Below are 17,308 nucleotides of genomic sequence, written 5' to 3' on the forward strand. Positions count from 1 at the left end.
TCGCGACCGATGGAGGTCATCGTCTTGCTCCTGAGCGGGCGATGCGGGCGGCTGCGCCTAGGACGCCGGCTCCTAGCAGAACGGCGGCTGCCAGGAATTGGTGTTGGCGGTGGACGCGTTGTTGGACTTCGGCGTACGGGGTGGTGGAGAAGGAGACCAGCTCGTAGCGGGAGACGTAGCGGCCCGGGAGGAGGCGTTCGAGGGTGTGTTCGATGCGTTTGCCCAGGCGGAAGACGGGGCTGGTGACCTTGTCGCGCATTTCTACGAAGTTGTCGAGGGCCATGGCGGCGATCGCCTCGGTGTTTTCCCGGCGGCGGTGTTCGTACAAGGGCAAGGCCCGTGCCCAGGAGCCGCCGGTGTCGGCCAGGCAGCGGTCCAGCTCGACCACGTCTTCGAAGGCGCAGTTGGCGCCTTGGCCGTAGAAGGGGACGATGGCGTGGGCGGCGTCGCCGATCAGCGCCGTACGGCCGTGGGCTTGCCAGGGTTGGGTGTGGACCGTGCCCAGGACACCGACGGGGTTGTGGAGATAGTCGTCGACCAAAGTTGGTGCTAGGGGCAACAAATCTGGGTAGTGGGTGCGGAAGTGGGCCTCGATGGAGGCTGCGTTGCTCAGGGCATCGAAGTCGCCGGCAGGCCAGAAAAGCGTGCAGGTGAAGGAGCGGTCCGGGTTCGGGAGGGCGATCATCATCGAGGTACCGCGCGGCCAGATGTGCAAGGCGCCGGGGTTCAAAGCAAAATCAGCATTCACCGCGGGGATGCTCAGTTCCTTATAACCGTAGTCGAGGAAGTCGACCGACTCCCCCACGGCACCCTCCGCCAGCAGTTGTTCGCGGACCGCCGAGCCGGCGCCGTCAGCGCCCAGTACCACGTCCGCGGACACCTTCACCTTGCCGCCGGGTGTCTCGAAGACCATCGACCCGGTGCACGAATCCAGCTCGGCCAACCGATGCTCGAAATGCACCGAGACCCCAGGCGCCGCGGCCGCCGCGTCGAGCAGTGCGTTGTTCAGCGTCCCCCGGCTGATCGAGTTGATCGCCCGATCCCCCGACGCGCTGTACTGCTGGAAGTCCAGCGGGCCGGCGACCGGATGGATCATCCGTCCCTTCATCGGCAGCGCGTCGGCCATCACCGAGTCGACCAGCCCGATCCGGCGCAATGCGTCCAGCCCGCGCTCGGAGATCGCCAGGTTGATCGACCGCCCCCGCTCGGGTTGCCCCACTCGCGGGTCCGGCCGGCGTTCGTACAGGTCGACCGACAGCCCACGCCGCGCCAGATAACACCCGAGCAGACTCCCCGCCAGGCCGGCACCGACGATGGCTACACGCTCAGTCATGCATTCTCCGGAACGGCTTCGGCCAGCGCCTCAACCGCGCGCCAGCAGTCGTGGTACAGCGAATAGAGCGGCACAGGGGCCAGCCGCAGTACGTCGGGTTCGCGCGCGTCCGCGATGACGCCGTGCTCGAAGCGCAGCGTCTCGGACAACGCGCCGGCCCGCAGCCCGCCGCCGATGCGGAGCGACAACTGGGCACCCCGCCGCAGCGGATCGGTCGGCGTGATCACGGTCAACGGACGGGTCGCGGTGATCCCGGCCAGCAATTTCTCCAGGTACGCCGTGAGTCGCAGGCTGCGCTCCCGGAGTACCGAGATGCCGACCTTGTCGAAGATCTCCAGCGAGGTCCGCACCGGGCTCATCGAGAAGATCGGCGGGTTGGACACCTGCCACGCATCGGCCGACGCCGGCGGGCGCGACTCGGGCGCCATCTCGAAGCGGGATGCCTCCTCCGTGCTCCACCACCCCTCGAAGCGCGGCAATCCCGCATCCAGGTGGCGCTCGTGCACAAAGGCGCCCGCGAGCGCGCCCGGACCCGAGTTCAGATACTTGTACGAGCACCAGGCGGCGAAGTCGACGTCCCACTCGTGCAACGACAACGGCACGTTGCCGACCGCGTGTGCGAGATCCCACCCGACGACCGCGCCGGCCGCATGACCGGCCGCGGTGATCGCCGGGATGTCCATCAGCTCGCCGGTCAGGTAGTTGACCCCACCCAGCAGCACCAGCGCCACGTCGGGGCCGATGGCCTCGATGACGTCGGGAGTCCGCAGTACGTCCTCGCCGTCGCGCGGCCGGAGTCGCACCACCGCGGCGTCGGGTGAATAGCCGTGGAACGCGGCCTGCGACCGTACGGCATAGCTGTCCGACGGGAACGCCGCGTCCTCGATGACGATCTTGAAGCGGTCGGCGGTCGGCCGGTAGAACGAGACCATCAGCAGGTGCAGGTTGACCGTCAGCGAGTTCATCACGACGGTCTCGGCCGGCAGCGCGCCGACCAGCCGGGCCGCGGGCTCGGTCAGCAGAGCGTGGTACGGAAGCCAGGGCCGGTCGGCATCGTGGTGCCCGTCGACACCCCAGCGTCCCCAGGAGTCGAGGTCCTCGAGCAGTTCCACCCGCGTCGCCTTCGGCCGCAACCCGAGCGAGTTACCCGCGAAGTACGCGACCTCCGGATACCCCCCGGAATGCACCGGCGGAACATCAAACAACTCCCGCCACCCCGGATCGCCCTCATCGAGCGCAAGCGCGGCAGCCTCGGCCTCCCCCGGATCCACGATCCACCCCGGCCGCACCCACCCCCGCTTCACCGAGCCCAACCCCACGCCGTCCGACCCGGGGCCGTCCGGCCCCGCCGAGTCCGACCCCACGCTCTGCGACCCCGCCGAGTCGGCCTTCTCCGAGTCCGACTCCAGTGGGCCGGGCTGGTCCTCGTCCGGCGTCAGCTTGTCTGGGCTCACGACTCGATGACCGTGTCTTTTCCGACTGCTGTCACGCCGCCCTTGCTGACGGTGAAGCCGCGTTCGCGGTCGCGGTCCGGGTCGACGCCGACCTCGACGCCGTCCGGCACGATCACGTTCTTGTCCAGGATGACGTTCTTCAGCACCGCGTTCGCGCCGATCTTGCAGTTGTCCATGATGACCGCGTTCTTGATGTTCGCGCCCGCGCTGACGATCACGTTGGCGCCGAGCACCGAGTGGTCCACGGTCGCGCCGGAGATGATCGAGCCGGCGCAGACGATCGACTCACCGACGGTCGCGTTGTCGGTGAACTTGGCGCCGGGCAGCTGCGGGTGCGAGGTGAAGATCGGCCAGTCGGAGTTGTACAGGTTGAACACCGGCTGGATCGAGACCAGATCCATGTGCGCCTCGTGGTACGAGTCGAGCGACCCGACGTCGCGCCAGTACGACCGGTCGCGGTCCAGCGCCCCCGGTACGTCGTTGTCCTTGAAGTCGTACACCCCGGCCTTGCCCTCGGCAACCAGCATCGGCACGATGTCGCCACCCATGTCGTGCCGCGACGCCGGGTTGGCCGCGTCCTTGCGCAGCGCCTCCACCAGGACGTCGGCGCTGAACACGTAGTTGCCCATCGAGGCGAACGTCTCGTCCGGCGAGTCCGGCAGCCCCGGCGGGTCGGCCGGCTTCTCCAGGAACTCGGCGATCGTGTGCCCGTCCTCGGCGGTCTTGATCACGCCGAACTCGGACGCCTCGGCGCGCGGTACCCGGATCCCGGCCACCGTCACCCCATTGCCGCGGGCGATGTGGTCGGCGACCATCTGCGAGGCATCCATCCGGTACACGTGATCCGCGCCGAACACCACGATGATCTCGGGCTTGGCGTCGTTGATCAGGTTCATCGACTGGTAGATCGCGTCCGCGCTGCCCTGGTACCACTGCGGGCCGAGCCGTTGCTGAGCCGGCACACAGGTGACGTAGTTGCCCAGGAAGGTCGACATCCGCCAGGTGACCGTGACGTGTCTGTCGAGCGAGTGCGACTTGTACTGCGTCAGGACGCACAAGCTGCGGATGCCCGCGTTGACCAGGTTGGACAGTACGAAGTCGATCAGCCGATAACTGCCCCCGAACGGCACGGCCGGTTTGGCCCGGTCCGCCGTGAGCGGCATCAGCCGCTTCCCCTCGCCACCGGCCAGCACGATTCCGAGAATTCTGGGTGCCTTCGCCATGTCCGCACCTTAGCTTTCGATTCCCCTTTGCATAAGACGGTTGCGAGTGTCGCCACACTGGGGGCATGCCGATGCTCGTCGAACCCACCACTTCTGTTCACCGATCCTTCCTCGAAGCTTGGGACGAGTTGCGGTCTTCGGAGGAGCGGTGGATGGGGGCGAGCGGGTTCCGCGAGCGGTGGACCCGGGAGCAGGCCGAGGACCCGGGCGAGTTCGCGCGGATGGTCGAGGCGATCCGCGCGGACGCCGACGAGAGCATCCCGCCGCCGCCCGATCTGGTGCATCAGACGACGCTCTGGTTCGTCGACGACGGGGTCGAGTGGCTCGGCCGGCTCGCGATCCGGCATACCCTCACACCGCCGCTGCTCGAGCTCGGCGGGCACATCGGGTACTGCGTACGCCCGTCCGCCCGCCGCCGCGGCCACGCCACCCAGATGCTGCACCAGTCGCTGCCGATCGCCGCCCGGCTCGGCATCGATCCCGCCCTGGTCACCTGCGACGCCGACAACGACGCCTCCCGCAAGGTCATCCTCGCCGCCGGCGGCGAACAAGAAGACGAACGCCACGGCAAACTCCGCTTCTGGGTAGCCACCCACACATCCTGAAGCCCGCCCCTCTCCCGCCCGCCCCCTCTCCCGCCCGCCCCCTCTCCCGCCACCATCTGAGGGGTTAACCCCTGAGATGGTGGGTTGCCCCCTCAGATTCTCGCTGGGCAACCCACCATCTGAGGGGTTAACCCCTCAGATGGTGGCGGGAGAGGGGGCTGGGGGCGGGAGGGGAGGGGGTGGTGTGGCTTATGGTCGGGGGATGAGGATCGCGATTCTGACGCGTGAGTTTCCGCCGGATGTGTACGGCGGGGCCGGGGTGCATGTCGACTTTCTGGTCCGGGAGTTGCGCAAGCTGCTCGAGGTCGAGGTGCACTGCATGGGCGAACCACGAGCCGGCGCGATCGCGCACTCCGAGGACGACCCGCGGATCCCGCACGCGAACGCGGCGCTGCGCATTCTCTCGACCGACCTGACCATGACGGCGGCGGTCGGCGAGGCTCAGCTCGTCCACTCCCACACCTGGTACGCGAACATGGCCGGCCACTGGGCCAAGCTCCTGTACGGCATCCCGCACGTGGTGACCGCGCACTCCCTCGAACCGCTGCGCCCGTGGAAGGCCGAGCAACTCGGCGGCGGGTACCGGCTGTCGAGTTGGGCCGAGCGTACGGCGTACGAGGCTGCTGATGCCGTCGTCGCGGTCAGCAACGCGACCCGGGACGACATCCTCGCCAGCTACCCGGCGATCGACCCGGCCAAGGTCCACATCATCACCAACGGGATCGACGCGGACTTCTACCACCCGGACCCGTCGACGGCCGTGCTCGAGCGGCTCGGCGTCGACCTCAGCCGTCCGTACGTGACGTTTGTCGGCCGGATCACTCGCCAGAAGGGGGTGCCGCATCTGCTCCGCGCGGGGCTGCAGCTGGATCCGTCGGTACAGCTCGTACTGCTGGCAGGCGCCGCCGACACCCCCGAACTGAAAGCCGAGACCGACGCCCTCGTCGACGAGCTGAAGACGAGTCGCGACGGCGTCTTCATCGTCTCCGAGATGCTGCCGCGCGAAGAGGTCCGCCAGGTGCTCACCCACGCGCTCGCGTTCTGCTGCCCGTCGATCTACGAGCCACTCGGCATCGTCAACCTGGAAGCGATGGCCTGCGAGACGGCCGTCGTCGCCAGCGCGGTCGGCGGCATCCCCGACGTCGTCGTCGACGGCGAGACCGGCACGCTCGTCCCGTACGACGAGAACGACCCCACCACCTTCGAACGCCAACTCGCCGAAGGCATCAACGCCCTCGTCGCCAACCCCGCCAAGGCCGAGGCGATGGGCAAGGCCGGCCGCACCCGAGCCATCGCCGACTTCGGCTGGGACGCCGTAGCCAACCGCACCGTCGAGCTCTACCAGTCGCTGATCTAGACAGCGAGCCGCCACCACACGCCAACCCGGCAAGAATGGGGTGCCGGCGGCCGCGCTGAGCGTGAGCCAGCTGAGTCGGCGAGGTTGGTGTGTGGTGGGCGCGCGGGTCTTAGCCGATGCCGGCGGTTGGGGACTCGCTGGTGAGCCAGGTGGTGAGGAGGCGGGCGCCGGCGCCGGTGGCGCCCAACGAGTATTCGTACTCGTCGCGGGGGGACTCGGCGATGCTCGACAGGTCGAGGTGGGCCCACGGGAGGCCGCCGGTGAAGGCCTTCAGGAAGAGGGCGGCGGTGATGGAGCCGGGGCCCTTCGAGCTGTTGACCGAGTCGGCGACTGGCGTGGAGATCAGGTCGGCGTACTCGTCCGGCAGCGGCATCCGCCAAAGGCGCTCGCCCGAGGTCTCGCCGGCGTCGGCCAGTTGCGACGCGAGGCCGTCGTCGGTGGCGAACAGGCCGCCGTACAGCATCGAGCCGAGCGACACCTTGATCGCGCCGGTCAGCGTCGCGATGTCGACGATCGCGTCCGGCTTCAGTTCGTTGACCGCATAAGCGAGCCCGTCGGCGAGCACCAGCCGCCCCTCGGCGTCGGTGTTCTTGACCTCTGTCGTCCGCCCGCCGTAGTGCCGGATCACGTCGTCCGGCCGGTACGCCGTCCCCGACGGCATGTTCTCCGCCGAGCAGATCAACCCCGTGACCTTGACCTGCGCCCCCAGGTCGCGCAGGGCCGACATCGTCGCGATCACCGAGCCGCCGCCGGTCATGTCCCGCTTCATCGACACCATGCCCTCGCGCGGCTTCAGCGACAGGCCACCGGTGTCATAGGTGATGCCCTTACCCACCAGCACGACGTATGGCGTGTTCTTGGTCGCGCCCGCCGGCACATAGTCGAGCCGGATGAACCGCGGCGGCCGGGTCGACCCCTTGCCGACCGCGAGGATGCCACCGAAGCCATCGGCCGCCAGCTGCTTCTCGTCCCAGACCTTGACCTCGAGCCCGGTCTGCGCCGCGAGCTCGGTGGCACGAGCGGCCATCCAGGCCGGGTCCTTCTCGTTGGACGGCGTGGTGGCGAACTGCCGCGCCAGCCACCCGGTCCGGCCGATCACCAGCCCGCGCTCCAGCACAGCGGAGCGGTTCAGCTCGGTCCCGTCGGTCAGTACGACCCGCTCGACCAGCGGCTTGCCCACGTCGACCGTCTTGCGGGTGAACGTGAACGACCCGAGCGCGATCCCCTCGGCGAACGCCTGGAGCGCCTCGTCGTCGATGCCCTCGGCAACGACCGTGGTCAGCTCGTCCTTGCCCCGGCCGAACCGCGCGATCGCCGCACCGGCGTGTCGCAGCTCCCGGGCGGTCCCGTCCCCGGCGCCGACCAGCAGCACCTCGGCGACCTCACCGGTCAGCAGCGGGTACGCCGCGGTCGCACCCGCCGCGGCGCTGAACCCGGACGCGCGCTGCGCCTCGAGCAGTTTGCCGAGGTCGACGCCGAGCCGCTCGCCGGCCTCTTTGGCAGCGGCCGGCAGACCCGCCTCGCCGATCACGATGACCCAGGTCCGCGACCCGTGCACGGGGAGCCCCGGCTGCCAGACGACGGCAGGCAGAGTCGGGAAGCTGTTGCGGGCGCTGCTGCGGCGAGCCACCTTGGTCGTCCTCACTGTTTTGATCAGATGAAAATGTCGATGTCACCGTAACGACCCCGGCCGGTGCCGGAAAAGGCACCCACCGGGGTCGTGGAGTGGTTGTGGGTGCGCCCGCCTGGAGCACACCGGAGAATCGGATCAGCCGACAACGGCTTTGAGCGCGTTCCCCAGCTCGGTCGCCTCATCGGCGTTCAGCTCGACGACGAGCCGACCGCCGCCCTCGAGCGGAACCCGCATCACGATGCCCCGGCCCTCCTTGGTGACCTCGAGCGGACCATCGCCCGTCCGCGGCTTCATCGCCGCCATGCGCGCACCCCTTCCCTCATTGGATACTGCCCTCTTCGGTGTTGAGCGACGACACCACACGGGCGCTGGAGTCCCCGGCGCCCGCACGGTGATGCGCCGTCGGCGCGCATCGCAAAGTGTGTATCTCGACCCATTATCCCCGATCCCAGGCCAGAGCCGTGCACCATACGGCAGACTCAGGTCTCGTGCACGCCCGTTCAGCCCTCTTCGACCTGTACGGCGACCACCTGCGCGCGCGTGGAGCGCGTGCACCGGTGGCCGCCCTGGTTCGGCTGCTTGCCCCGCTGGGCGTGCATCCTCCGGCCGTCCGCACCGCCGTGTCGCGGATGGTCCGGCAGGGCTGGCTGGAGCCGGTCCGGATCGACGGGCAACCTGGTTACGCGCTCACGTCCCGGGCGCGTCGCCGCCTCGATGATGCCGCCGTCCGGATCTACCGGACTGAGGCCGACGGCAACCTCCCGCCGGACCGGCCGGACGGGCCGGGCAGCAACGGCGAGGCACCCGGCGGCTGGGACGGGCACTGGCATCTGGGCATCCTGCGGGAGGTGCCGAACGCCCGCCGGCGCGAGCAGCTGGCGAGCCAACTCGCCTTCCTGGGTTGGGCTCCGCTGTCCGACGCGGCCTGGGTCGGCCTGCGCAACGACGCCGAGGTGGACCAGATCCTCGGTCTGGAAGGGATCGCCGTGGACCGGTTCCGCGCGCCGGTCGAGGACGACGCGGCGGAGTTCGCGCGCCGGGTCTGGAAGCTGGACGAGCTAGGCGCGTCGTACGACTCCTGGCTGAAGGACGCGAAGGCGCTGGTGGACGACGCCGGGGACGACCTCACCGACGAGCAGGCGTTCGCAGTACGGTCGGAACTGCTGCACGAATGGCGCAAGTTCCTGTTCCTCGATCCGGGGCTGCCGGCCGAGCTGCTGCCCACCGACTGGGCCGGCACCCGGGCGGCCGCGTTCTTCGATTTCCACGCCACCCGGCTGGGCCACGCGGCCGGGCGTTTCGTGGACAACTGCCTGACGATTCACTGACTATCTTCACCGAGTGTTGGGAGCCAGCAACGATGAGTGACTCTGTTCTGTACGACGTGGCCGACGGCGTCGCGACGATCACCCTGAACCGGCCGGACGCGATGAACGCGTTCGACACCCCGACCAAGGTGGCGTTGCGGGACACCGTCCAGGCGGCGGCCGCGGACGACGCCGTCCGGTGTGTCGTGCTGACCGGCACCGGGCGCGCCTTCGGCGTCGGGCAGGACCTGAAGGAGCACATCCGGCTGCTCGAGGCGAACGACACGGACGCGCTGTGGAGCACGGTCCCCGACCACTACGCGCCGATCGCGCTGGCGCTGGCCGAGATGCCGAAGCCGGTGATCGCCGCGGTGAACGGGGTGGCCGCCGGGGCCGGCGCGTCGATGGCCTTCGCCTGCGACTTCCGGATCGTCGCGGAGACGGCCGGCTTCAACTTCGCCTTCGCGGGGATCGCGCTGTCGTGCGACACGGGAGTCTCGTGGACGCTGCCGCGGCTGATCGGTACGGCGCGGGCGACCGAGCTGCTCTACTTCCCGCGGACGATCCCGGCCGCTGAGGCGCTGACGCTGGGGTTGGCGACTTCCGTCGTACCGGCTGAGGAACTCGCCGGCGCGACTGCTGAGCTGGCGGCCAAGCTGGCCAACGGGCCGACCGTCGCGTACGGGTCGATCCGGCAGTCGATCGCGTACTCCGCGACGCACACGCTGGCCGAGTCGCTCGCCTTCGAGGGCGGCAAGATGCAACTCACCGGCGACACCGAGGACCACCGCAACGCGGTCGCGTCCTTCGTCGCGAAGGAGAAGCCGACCTTCCACGGCAAGTAGGTCCCGGACGCGCAGCGGCCCGGAAACCCCACCTGAGGGTTTCCGGGCCGCTGCTTGTTCAGCTGAGGATCAGCGGATGGTCTGGAAGGTGCTCAGACCGGTCTTGCCGTTGGCCCACAACTGGTTGACCCGGCTGCGCTCGGTCGAGTTCGGGTAGGCGTTGGTGCAGGACGGGCCGGGGCCGCCACCGGACATCAGCTCGCTGCACGGACCGGAGTAGTGGTCCGGCAGGCCGAGCACGTGACCGGTCTCGTGGGCGACGATCCGGGTCGGGTTGTACTGCTGGGCCTGGGCGAAGTCGAGGAAGATGTAGCCCCGGCCGTGGCCGTTGGTGGACGCGTACGAACCGCGCGGGTCGTTGCCCTGGGTGTAGTAGAAGTCGTACGAGCCGCTGGTCACCTGCTGCAGCTTGACGTTGCTGACGGAGGAGTTCCAGATCGACGTCGACTGGGAGATCTGGCTGGAGAACGACGACGCGTTGTTCCGGTACCGGACCGTGACGGCCGCGAGCTTGTTGCCGCTCTTGGCCTGCTTGGCCGTGGCGGACTTCATCACCGCGTCGTAGAACGCCTTGTTGGCGGCGGCTTCGGCCGGCGAACCGGCGTAGGTCGAGACGGTGCTCGCCTCCGCGCGCTCGGGGGCGGGAGCGGCGGTCGCCTGGCCGGCCGCGGCGGCCGAGAAGCCGAGGGCGGCAGTGGCCAGGACGGCCAGGGAGGAGATGAGCTTGCGATGGGGCATGGGCGGGCCTCATTCAGATCTTGGGGCGGAGAGCGATCGGTGGACTACCGAAAGCGACTGACCCCGCAGTGATACCAAGGGGCGGCATTTTCCGCACCAGGGCGGCAAATAACCGAGGGTATTCCTGCACGCACCCTCGGTTGAATCTGAAAACCGGCCGGGTAACCCGGCGTTTGAGATCGCTGACAGAGTTGGGGTTGTCACCGATAGAGGGTGGCGGCGATGCGGGCCAGAGAGCGGATCGGCGCGGTCTTGTTGGTGCTGGACCAGGCGAGCACGAGATGGCTCGGTGGGCGATCGCTGAGTGGCACCACGGTGAGGCCGGGCGGAAGGTCGTGCCCGAGTGGCGCGATGCCGACAGTTCCGTTCCAGAGCACTGATTGAACGCATTCCTGGACCGTCCGCACGACTGGTCCTGTGCTGTCGTTCGTAGTCCAGTAGGCGCGCCAGATCGGGTCGGTGCCGTCGGGGAGGCGGAACCACGGGCGGTCGGCCAGGTCGGTCAGGGCGAGCGATTCGTGGTCGGCCAGGGGGTCGTCGGTTCGGAGTACGGCGCCGACCGGGTCGGAGCGGAGGAGCTGGGTCGAGATGCCGGTGTCGTCGAAGGGGGAGCGGGTGATGGCTACGTCGACCAGGCCGGTGCGGAGGCCGATGGTCGGGTCGGTGAAGTCGGCTTCGTGGATCAGCACGGTGATACCGGGATGTTGTTCGCGGAAGGCGGCGATGAGGGCGGGGCCGGCCTGCTCGACGCTGCCGCCGAGGGTGCCGATGGTGATCGTGTCGGCGCCGGCGGCGATGGCGACGCGCGATCTGAGTTGGTCGACCTGCTTGAGGAGTAGGCGCGTTTCGTCGTACAGGGCGATGCCTGCCGGGGTGAGGGCGACGCCCGCCGGGGAGCGGGTCAGGAGGATGGCGTCGAGGTCGGTCTCGAGTTGCTTGATCGCGCGGCTCAGTGGGGGCTGGGTCATCGCGAGCCGCGCGGCGGCGCGGCCGAAGTGGAGTTCCTCGGCGACGGCGACGAAGTAGTTGAGGCTGCGCAGGTCCATCACCAGCGACGATACCCGGAAGGTATCGGGCCATCAGGATCGGGCTTGGACGCCGGCCGCTCCCCCGCGCTGGACTGAACGGGACACGAAAGGAGTCCTTCGAATGGAATTGCCTGAGCCTATTGTCGACGTCGGCGGTGCGCGGGAGATCGGCCGCGACCTGGTGGTCATCCCCGACCGGAGTGTGCCGCTGGTGCCCAATATCGGGGTGATCGGTGGTAGCGAGGCGGTGCTTGTCGTGGACACCGGGATGGGGCCGCGGAATGCCGAGCGGGTGCTGGAGTTCGCGCTCGAGTACGCCGCTGGGCGACGCCTGTATCTGACTACGACGCACTTTCATCCCGAGCACGCGTTCGGGGCCGCGGTCTTCGCGGGCGAGGCGACATACCTCGTCAACCAGGCGCAGGCCGACGACCTGGCGGTCAAGGGAGCTGGGTACCTGCAGATGTTCCGCGGGTTGGGCGAGACGGTCGCGCAGGCGTTGGACGGAGTCGAGCTCGTCGCTCCGGACACGGTCTACGCATCGGCACACTCGCTGGATCTCGGTGATCGGGTGGTTGAGTTGCGGGCGACTGGTCGCGCGCACAGCAAGGGTGATCAGGTGGTGAGGGTGGATGACGTGCTCTTCACCGGCGACCTGGTCGAGGCTGGGCAGTTCGCGATCTTCCCGTGGTTCCCGCCGCATGATGTCGACGTGTCGGGCACTCGGTGGCTGGCGGTGATGCAGCGGCTGGTCGATGCGGAGCCGGTGCGGACCGTCGTACCGGGGCATGGCGAGGTCGGTGGTGCTCAGCTGCTGGCCGACACCCGCGACTACCTCGAACTGCTCCGCGACGAGACCTGGCGCCGCCGCGACTCCGCGATGGACGAGGAGACGATCGTCGCCGAGGTCACCGACGTCATGCTGAAACGCCACCCCGACTGGACCGGCCAGGACTGGATCACGTCAGGAGTTCGCTGCCTCTGCGCCGACCACAGTTAGCGGGCGATGCAGTCGGCGAGGTGGTCGTTGACGATGCCGGTGGCCTGCATGAGGGCATAGCTGGTGGTGGGGCCGATGAAGACGAACCCCTTCTTCTTCAGGGCTTTGGCCATCGCGATCGACTCCGGGGTGGTGGCCGGGACGTCGCTCATCGTCTTCGGGGCCGGGCGATCGGCGGGCTGGAACGACCAGAGCAGGTCGGTCAGCTCGCCGGGCTCCAGTTCGAGCAGGGCGCGGGCGTTGGTGATGGTGGCGTTGATCTTCAGCCGGTTGCGGACGATCCCCGCGTCGGCCATCAGCCGGTCGAAGTCCTGCTCGCCGTACGCCGCGATCCGCTCCGGATCGAACTGGTCGAAGGCTTTGCGGAAGTTCTCCCGCTTGCGCAGGATCGTGATCCACGACAATCCGGACTGGAACCCCTCGAGCGTCATCCGCTCGTACAGGCCGTGGTCGTCGCGGATCTCCTTGCCCCACTCGTCGTCGTGGTACGCGATGTACTCCGGCGCGGAGGTGGCCCAGCTGCACCGCAGCAGCCCGTCGGGGCCGGTCACGGCCGTCATCGCGCGACCACCGCGGCGAGGCGCTTGAGCGAGATGCGCATCATCAGCTCGAACGCGGGGCGGACGAGCGGCCAGGAGATCCGGCCGAGGGCGCCCAGGGGTGGGATGACGTCCTCGGACCAGGTGAACGTGCTGCCGCCCGTCGTGGGGCGGACTGCGAACGTACCGGTGCCGCGGACGATCGTGCCGAGGTGTTTCACCGTGCATTCGTGGGGTGGGTCCCAGTGGGTGATGACCATGTCGTCAGTGAATCCCACGGAACCGACACTTGTTCGCGCCGCTACTCCCCCGCCGACGCCCTGGCCGTCGTTGTCGGTGGACCAGACGCGGGTGAACAGCATCCAGGCGGACTGACCGTTCCAGTCCATCACCGCGTCCCAGGCGGCCTGCGGGTCGAGCGGCAGGTCGATGGCGGCTTCGGCGTGGCAGGACATCAGTTCGGACGCTGTACGGCGCTCACGTCGGGCGCGGCACTGTGCCGGCCGCGGGGCTGCCCGTCCGCGCCGTCCTCGTCCGAGTCGTCGTCCGCGCCGGAATCGGAGTCGGTGGCGTCAGCGTCGGTGGCGTCGGTGGGTGAGGTAGCGGCGGCCATCTCGGCGAGGGTCTCCTCGGAGTACTCCGGGGGTGGCTCTTTCGCCTGGAACCAGGACTCCGGTTCGGCTTCCTCGCTGGTGTGGACGAGCTCCTGCAGCATCGGCGGGAGTGGCACGGGAGCCTGCGGCTGCGCATCGAGCACAGAAGCCGGCTCTTCCTCGAACCAAGGCTCAGCCGGTGCTTCGTCGGCCGCCGGTACAGCCGGTACTTCGGTGGCCACCGGTACAGCCGGTACTTCGGTGGCCGCCGGTACAGCCGGTACTTCGGTGGCCGCCGGTACAGCCGGTACTTCGGTGGCCGCCGGTACAGCCGGTACTTCGGTGGCCGCCGGTACAGCCGGCGCCTCGGCGGGGGTTGCTGCCGTGGGTTGAGCAGGCTGTTCGGGCTGCGGTTCAGCCGGTGGCTGGGTAGCCACCGGCGCCTCGGCGACGACTTTTTCGTCTTCTTCGGGCGTCGGGAAGTCGCCGCCTACGAGGATGGGCAAGTTGTAGCCGGTGTCGTCGAAGTCGGCCGGCTCGTAGTCGGCGCGGGCGGTGAAGCCGGCGCCTTCGGGGCCGTGGATGATCGGGCTGACGGCTCGTTCGAGGTCGGCGATCCGGCGGTCGCGTTCGGCGACCTCGCGGGCGACCCGTTCGAGCAGGGTGTCGACCTCGTCCATCCGGTAACCGCGCAGGCCGACGCCGAAGCGGGCCGTCTCGAGGTCGTCGGCGGTGAGCGCTTGCCGCGCGGGCACCGTCAGATCCGGCCGGTCGTCGTACGCCGGGGCCATCGCGCCCCACCGTCCCGAGGCAACGACGGCAACAGCCCCGATCAGGAGCACGACAATCAGCCCGAAGAACCACATCACGTGACCGATCGTGCCATGCCGACGGACAACCCCGCACAACCACGGGCCGGTCGCCGGTTGTCAACCCCCACTTTCACCCGCCGCCGGGCCGGGACCGGCACAGGTTTCACATGCCGTCGGAGCCGAGGCGGCGGGTCTCCCGGCGTTCCCGGGCCTCCGGGCTGTCGGACTCGGCGACGTCGCGGGCGGCGGCCGCGGCAGCTTCCTCAGCGGCCGCGTCGGCCATCTCGCCGGCCTTCACGATGTAGCTGATCGCCTCGTCCACATCGTCGGTGATGGTGAACATCTCCAGGTCCGCCGCCGAGATCTTGCCGTCGGCAAGCATCGTCTCGCGCAGCCAGTCGGCCAGCCCGCTCCAGTACGACGTACCGAACAGCACCACCGGAAACGACGTCACCTTGCGCGTCTGCGCCAGCGTCAGCGCCTCGAACAGCTCGTCCAGCGTGCCGAACCCGCCCGGCATCACGACGAACCCCTGCGCGTACTTCACGAACATCGTCTTGCGGGTGAAGAAGTACCGGAAGTTCATCCCGATGTCGACCCACTCGTTCAGCCCGTTCTCGAACGGCAGCTCGATCCCCAGCCCGACCGACACCCCACCGGCCTCGGAGGCGCCCTTGTTCGCCGCCTCCATCACACCCGGTCCACCACCGGTGATCACTGCGTAACCGGCGCCGACCAGCTTGCGCCCGAACTCCTCCGCCGCCGTGTACATCGGGTCCTCGGGCTTGGTCCGCGCCGAGCCGAAGACGCTGATGGCCGGCCCGAGCTCGGCCAGCATCCCGAAGCCCTCGATGAACTCAGACTGGATCCGCAGCACCCGCCACGGGTCGGTGTGCACCCAGTCCGACGGACCGCGGCTGTCCAGCAGCCGCTGCTCGGAGGTCGAGTGCTGCACCTGGTTGCGGCGCATCACGACAGGCCCCCGCTGCTGCGAGCCCTGCGGACGGTCGGGTTTGATCGAGGGTTCTTCCATGTCCCCAAGATTAGTGCGGACAAGCCACCCAGGCCCGCCGAACGCGAGCGCGCCCTACGACGTCAACCAAGTCCTCAACCGCTGTTCACACTGCTCGATCTCCGCTTCCGGCACGAACTCGTCCTGCTTGTGCGCGTACAGCGGGTCGCCCGGCCCGTAGTTCACCGCCGGCACCCCCAGCGTCGTGAACCGCGCGACGTCGGTCCAGCCGAACTTCGGCTGCGGTTCGCCCCCGACCACCTGCAGGAACGCGGCCGCCGCCGGCCGCTCCAGCCCCGGCAGTCCACCCGGCGCCGAGTCGGTCACCACCACGTCGTACCCGGCGAAGACCTCCCGCACATGCGCCTCGGCCTCCGCCTCCGACCGGTTCGGCGCGAACCGGTAGTTGACCGACACCGTGCACAGATCCGGTACGACGTTCCCGGCGACCCCGCCGCTGATCGCGACCGCGTTGAGCCCCTCGCGGTACTCGAGCCCGTCGATCGGCACCCGCCGCGGCTCGTACGCCGCCAGCCGGTCGAGGATCTCCCCGGCCGCGTGGATCGCGTTCTTGCCCATCCATGAGCGCGCCGAGTGGGCCCGCTCGCCATGCGTTGTCACCTCGACCCGCATCGTGCCCTGGCAGCCCGCCTCGACGACCGCGTTCGACGGCTCCATCACGACCGCGAACACGCCCTCCAGCAGCTCGGGGTGCGTCTGCGTCAGCTTGAACAGCCCGTTGCGCTCCGACTCGATCTCTTCGCAGTCGTAGAAGACATAGGTGATGTCGCGGTTCGGCTCGGTCAGCGTCGCCGCCAGCCGCAGTCCGACCGCGACGCCGCCCTTCATGTCGCAGGCGCCGAGCCCGTGGATCAGCCCGTCCGCGCGCCGGGCCGGCAGGTTGTCGTTCAGCGGCACGGTGTCCAGATGCCCGGCGACGACGATCCGCTCCGGGCGCCCCAGTTCGGTCCGGGCGACGACGGTGTTGCCGTGCCGCGAGACGGTCAGATGCGCGTACGCCGACAGCGCCGACTCGACCGCGTCGGCCAGCTCCTCCTCGGTCCCGCTGACCGACGAGACGTCGACGAGCGCAGCACAAAGGTCCGGGCCGGACAGAGACAGATCAAGCTTCGCCATCAGAATCCTCAACTGCTGCTGGTAGGAATACGCAGAACTCGTTGCCCTCGGGGTCGGCGCAGACGTGCCAGCCGATTTCGTCGTCCTTGGGTCGCAGCAGTGTCGCACCCGCGGTCAGGACGGCGTCGAGGTCGGGTGCGGTGATGTCCCAGTGGATGCGGTTCTTCACCGTCTTCGGCTCCGGCACGGGGTTGAAGACCCAGTACCTGAACGGCAGCCCGGGCACGTTCTCCAGCCAGTACCACGGTTTGCCCGGCTCGTGCCCGACCTCACCCCCGACCACCCCGGCCCACCAGCGCGCCTGCGCCTCCGGGTCGGCCGAGTCCACGGCCAGCTCCATCAACCGGTACTCCGGAACCTTCTCCCGCACGAATCCGCAGAACTCGCCGCCCTCGGGGTCGGCCAGGACGGCCCAGTGCTGCCGCTCCGAGATCGGGCTCAGCACGGTCGCGCCGGCTCGTACCAGGTCCTCGATCGCGCTGGTGTGCACGTCCAGGTGCACCCGCTGCTTGACCGTCCGCGGCTCCGGCACCCGATTGATCCAGATCGTCTTCTCGGGCCGGTCACCGACCAGCACCTCCGGGTTGTCCGCCGGCGCGGTCAACCCGAGCAGCCGCCCCCAGAACGACGTCATCACACTCGGGGACGCCACATCGATGCACAGATCCTTGAACCGCCCCAGACTCATAGCT

18 protein-coding genes are annotated in these 17,308 nt (G+C 69.0%); 5 read left to right on the forward strand and 13 right to left on the reverse strand.

Annotation, left to right across the window (positions count from 1 at the left end; genetic code table 11):
* Positions 1-16 precede the first annotated feature (16 nt).
* Genes ABD768_RS07290 through glgC form a run of 3 tightly spaced genes read right to left on the reverse strand, consistent with a single transcriptional unit; the run spans position 17 to position 4,010 of the window.
* Positions 17-1,333 carry an FAD-dependent oxidoreductase gene (locus ABD768_RS07290; protein ID WP_344838717.1) on the reverse strand — a complete coding sequence of 439 codons (1,317 nt, stop codon included), beginning with the start codon at positions 1,331-1,333 and terminating at the stop codon, positions 17-19.
* On the reverse strand, positions 1,330-2,787 hold the full coding sequence (kynU, locus tag ABD768_RS07295; RefSeq protein ID WP_344838720.1) for a kynureninase: 1,458 nt from the start codon (positions 2,785-2,787) through the stop codon (positions 1,330-1,332). Before kynU ends, ABD768_RS07290 begins: the two co-directional genes overlap by 4 nt.
* A complete protein-coding gene (glgC, locus tag ABD768_RS07300; protein ID WP_343982693.1) occupies positions 2,784-4,010 on the reverse strand; it encodes a glucose-1-phosphate adenylyltransferase in 1,227 nt (408 codons plus the stop codon). The genes kynU and glgC overlap by 4 nt, the downstream gene beginning before the upstream one ends.
* Positions 4,011-4,075: 65 nt before the next feature.
* On the opposite strand from glgC, the gene ABD768_RS07305 reads away from it, so the two are divergent.
* Both ABD768_RS07305 and glgA read left to right on the forward strand, forming a co-directional pair.
* Positions 4,076-4,615, forward strand: a complete 540-nt coding sequence (locus tag ABD768_RS07305; RefSeq protein WP_343982690.1) for a GNAT family N-acetyltransferase — start codon at positions 4,076-4,078, stop codon at positions 4,613-4,615.
* A 202-nt stretch (positions 4,616-4,817) separates the two neighbouring features.
* Positions 4,818-5,972: a glycogen synthase gene (gene glgA / locus ABD768_RS07310; protein WP_344838724.1), complete on the forward strand. Its 1,155-nt coding sequence runs from the start codon at positions 4,818-4,820 to the stop codon at positions 5,970-5,972.
* 109 nt (positions 5,973-6,081) lie between these two features.
* On the opposite strand, the gene ABD768_RS07315 is transcribed toward glgA, so the two are convergent.
* Positions 6,082-7,617: a leucyl aminopeptidase family protein gene (locus ABD768_RS07315; RefSeq protein ID WP_344838727.1), complete on the reverse strand. Its 1,536-nt coding sequence runs from the start codon at positions 7,615-7,617 to the stop codon at positions 6,082-6,084.
* 123 nt (positions 7,618-7,740) lie between these two features.
* The gene (locus ABD768_RS07320) at positions 7,741-7,908 is read right to left on the reverse strand and encodes a DUF3117 domain-containing protein (RefSeq protein ID WP_012923066.1); all 168 of its coding nucleotides are present in this window, start codon (positions 7,906-7,908) and stop codon (positions 7,741-7,743) included.
* Positions 7,909-8,093: 185 nt separating this feature from the next.
* Between ABD768_RS07320 and ABD768_RS07325 the strand changes: the two genes are divergently transcribed.
* Together ABD768_RS07325 and ABD768_RS07330 are read left to right on the forward strand one after the other, a co-directional pair.
* The gene (locus tag ABD768_RS07325; RefSeq protein ID WP_344838730.1) at positions 8,094-8,933 is read left to right on the forward strand and encodes a PaaX family transcriptional regulator; all 840 of its coding nucleotides are present in this window, start codon (positions 8,094-8,096) and stop codon (positions 8,931-8,933) included.
* A gap of 32 nt (positions 8,934-8,965) precedes the next feature.
* Positions 8,966-9,757, forward strand: a complete 792-nt coding sequence (locus ABD768_RS07330) for an enoyl-CoA hydratase/isomerase family protein (protein WP_343982678.1) — start codon at positions 8,966-8,968, stop codon at positions 9,755-9,757.
* A 69-nt stretch (positions 9,758-9,826) separates the two neighbouring features.
* On the opposite strand, the gene snpA is transcribed toward ABD768_RS07330, so the two are convergent.
* Positions 9,827-10,495 carry a snapalysin gene (snpA, locus tag ABD768_RS07335; RefSeq protein WP_344838733.1) on the reverse strand — a complete coding sequence of 223 codons (669 nt, stop codon included), beginning with the start codon at positions 10,493-10,495 and terminating at the stop codon, positions 9,827-9,829.
* Positions 10,496-10,695: 200 nt separating this feature from the next.
* Positions 10,696-11,541, reverse strand: a complete 846-nt coding sequence (locus ABD768_RS07340; RefSeq protein ID WP_344838736.1) for a LysR family transcriptional regulator — start codon at positions 11,539-11,541, stop codon at positions 10,696-10,698.
* Positions 11,542-11,644: 103 nt separating this feature from the next.
* Here ABD768_RS07340 and ABD768_RS07345 point away from each other — a divergent pair, with 103 nt between their 5' ends.
* A complete protein-coding gene (locus ABD768_RS07345; RefSeq protein ID WP_344838739.1) occupies positions 11,645-12,523 on the forward strand; it encodes an MBL fold metallo-hydrolase in 879 nt (292 codons plus the stop codon).
* Here ABD768_RS07345 and ABD768_RS07350 read toward each other — a convergent pair.
* The 6 genes from ABD768_RS07350 to ABD768_RS07375 all read right to left on the reverse strand — a co-directional run bounded on the left by ABD768_RS07350 (position 12,520) and on the right by ABD768_RS07375 (position 17,304).
* On the reverse strand, positions 12,520-13,083 hold the full coding sequence (locus ABD768_RS07350; protein ID WP_343982665.1) for a DNA-3-methyladenine glycosylase I: 564 nt from the start codon (positions 13,081-13,083) through the stop codon (positions 12,520-12,522). The genes ABD768_RS07345 and ABD768_RS07350 overlap by 4 nt on opposite strands.
* Positions 13,080-13,517, reverse strand: coding sequence for an SRPBCC family protein (locus ABD768_RS07355; RefSeq protein WP_344838742.1), 438 nt, complete (start codon positions 13,515-13,517; stop codon positions 13,080-13,082). The genes ABD768_RS07350 and ABD768_RS07355 overlap by 4 nt, the downstream gene beginning before the upstream one ends.
* Complete coding sequence (locus ABD768_RS07360) at positions 13,517-14,521, reverse strand: DivIVA domain-containing protein (protein WP_344840713.1); 1,005 nt, start codon at positions 14,519-14,521, stop codon at positions 13,517-13,519. The genes ABD768_RS07355 and ABD768_RS07360 overlap by 1 nt, the downstream gene beginning before the upstream one ends.
* A gap of 109 nt (positions 14,522-14,630) precedes the next feature.
* On the reverse strand, positions 14,631-15,500 hold the full coding sequence (locus ABD768_RS07365) for an LOG family protein (protein WP_343982652.1): 870 nt from the start codon (positions 15,498-15,500) through the stop codon (positions 14,631-14,633).
* A 54-nt stretch (positions 15,501-15,554) separates the two neighbouring features.
* Entirely contained in the window at positions 15,555-16,616 is a 1,062-nt protein-coding gene (gene dapE / locus ABD768_RS07370; RefSeq protein WP_344838746.1) for a succinyl-diaminopimelate desuccinylase, read from the reverse strand.
* Positions 16,603-17,304 (reverse strand): VOC family protein, encoded by a 702-nt coding sequence (locus tag ABD768_RS07375; protein WP_343982646.1) that lies wholly within the window; start codon positions 17,302-17,304, stop codon positions 16,603-16,605. Before ABD768_RS07375 ends, dapE begins: the two co-directional genes overlap by 14 nt.
* Positions 17,305-17,308 lie beyond the last annotated feature (4 nt).

Origin of the sequence: Kribbella ginsengisoli, assembly GCF_039537185.1 — a bacterium.
Taxonomy (GTDB): Bacteria; Actinomycetota; Actinomycetes; order Propionibacteriales; family Kribbellaceae; genus Kribbella; species Kribbella koreensis.

Coding starts and splice junctions, on each gene's coding strand:
- ABD768_RS07350 (WP_343982665.1), bottom strand. CDS start 13,083: ATGACGGCCGTGACCGGCCCCGACGGGCTGCTGCGGTGCAGCTGGGCC.
- ABD768_RS07375 (WP_343982646.1), bottom strand. CDS start 17,304: ATGAGTCTGGGGCGGTTCAAGGATCTGTGCATCGATGTGGCGTCCCCG.
- ABD768_RS07360 (WP_344840713.1), bottom strand. CDS start 14,521: ATGTGGTTCTTCGGGCTGATTGTCGTGCTCCTGATCGGGGCTGTTGCC.
- ABD768_RS07305 (WP_343982690.1), top strand. CDS start 4,076: ATGCCGATGCTCGTCGAACCCACCACTTCTGTTCACCGATCCTTCCTC.
- ABD768_RS07355 (WP_344838742.1), bottom strand. CDS start 13,517: ATGTCCTGCCACGCCGAAGCCGCCATCGACCTGCCGCTCGACCCGCAG.
- ABD768_RS07320 (WP_012923066.1), bottom strand. CDS start 7,908: ATGGCGGCGATGAAGCCGCGGACGGGCGATGGTCCGCTCGAGGTCACC.
- ABD768_RS07290 (WP_344838717.1), bottom strand. CDS start 1,333: ATGACTGAGCGTGTAGCCATCGTCGGTGCCGGCCTGGCGGGGAGTCTG.
- glgA (WP_344838724.1), top strand. CDS start 4,818: ATGAGGATCGCGATTCTGACGCGTGAGTTTCCGCCGGATGTGTACGGC.
- ABD768_RS07330 (WP_343982678.1), top strand. CDS start 8,966: ATGAGTGACTCTGTTCTGTACGACGTGGCCGACGGCGTCGCGACGATC.
- ABD768_RS07365 (WP_343982652.1), bottom strand. CDS start 15,500: ATGGAAGAACCCTCGATCAAACCCGACCGTCCGCAGGGCTCGCAGCAG.
- dapE (WP_344838746.1), bottom strand. CDS start 16,616: ATGGCGAAGCTTGATCTGTCTCTGTCCGGCCCGGACCTTTGTGCTGCG.
- glgC (WP_343982693.1), bottom strand. CDS start 4,010: ATGGCGAAGGCACCCAGAATTCTCGGAATCGTGCTGGCCGGTGGCGAG.
- ABD768_RS07345 (WP_344838739.1), top strand. CDS start 11,645: ATGGAATTGCCTGAGCCTATTGTCGACGTCGGCGGTGCGCGGGAGATC.
- snpA (WP_344838733.1), bottom strand. CDS start 10,495: ATGCCCCATCGCAAGCTCATCTCCTCCCTGGCCGTCCTGGCCACTGCC.
- ABD768_RS07340 (WP_344838736.1), bottom strand. CDS start 11,541: ATGGACCTGCGCAGCCTCAACTACTTCGTCGCCGTCGCCGAGGAACTC.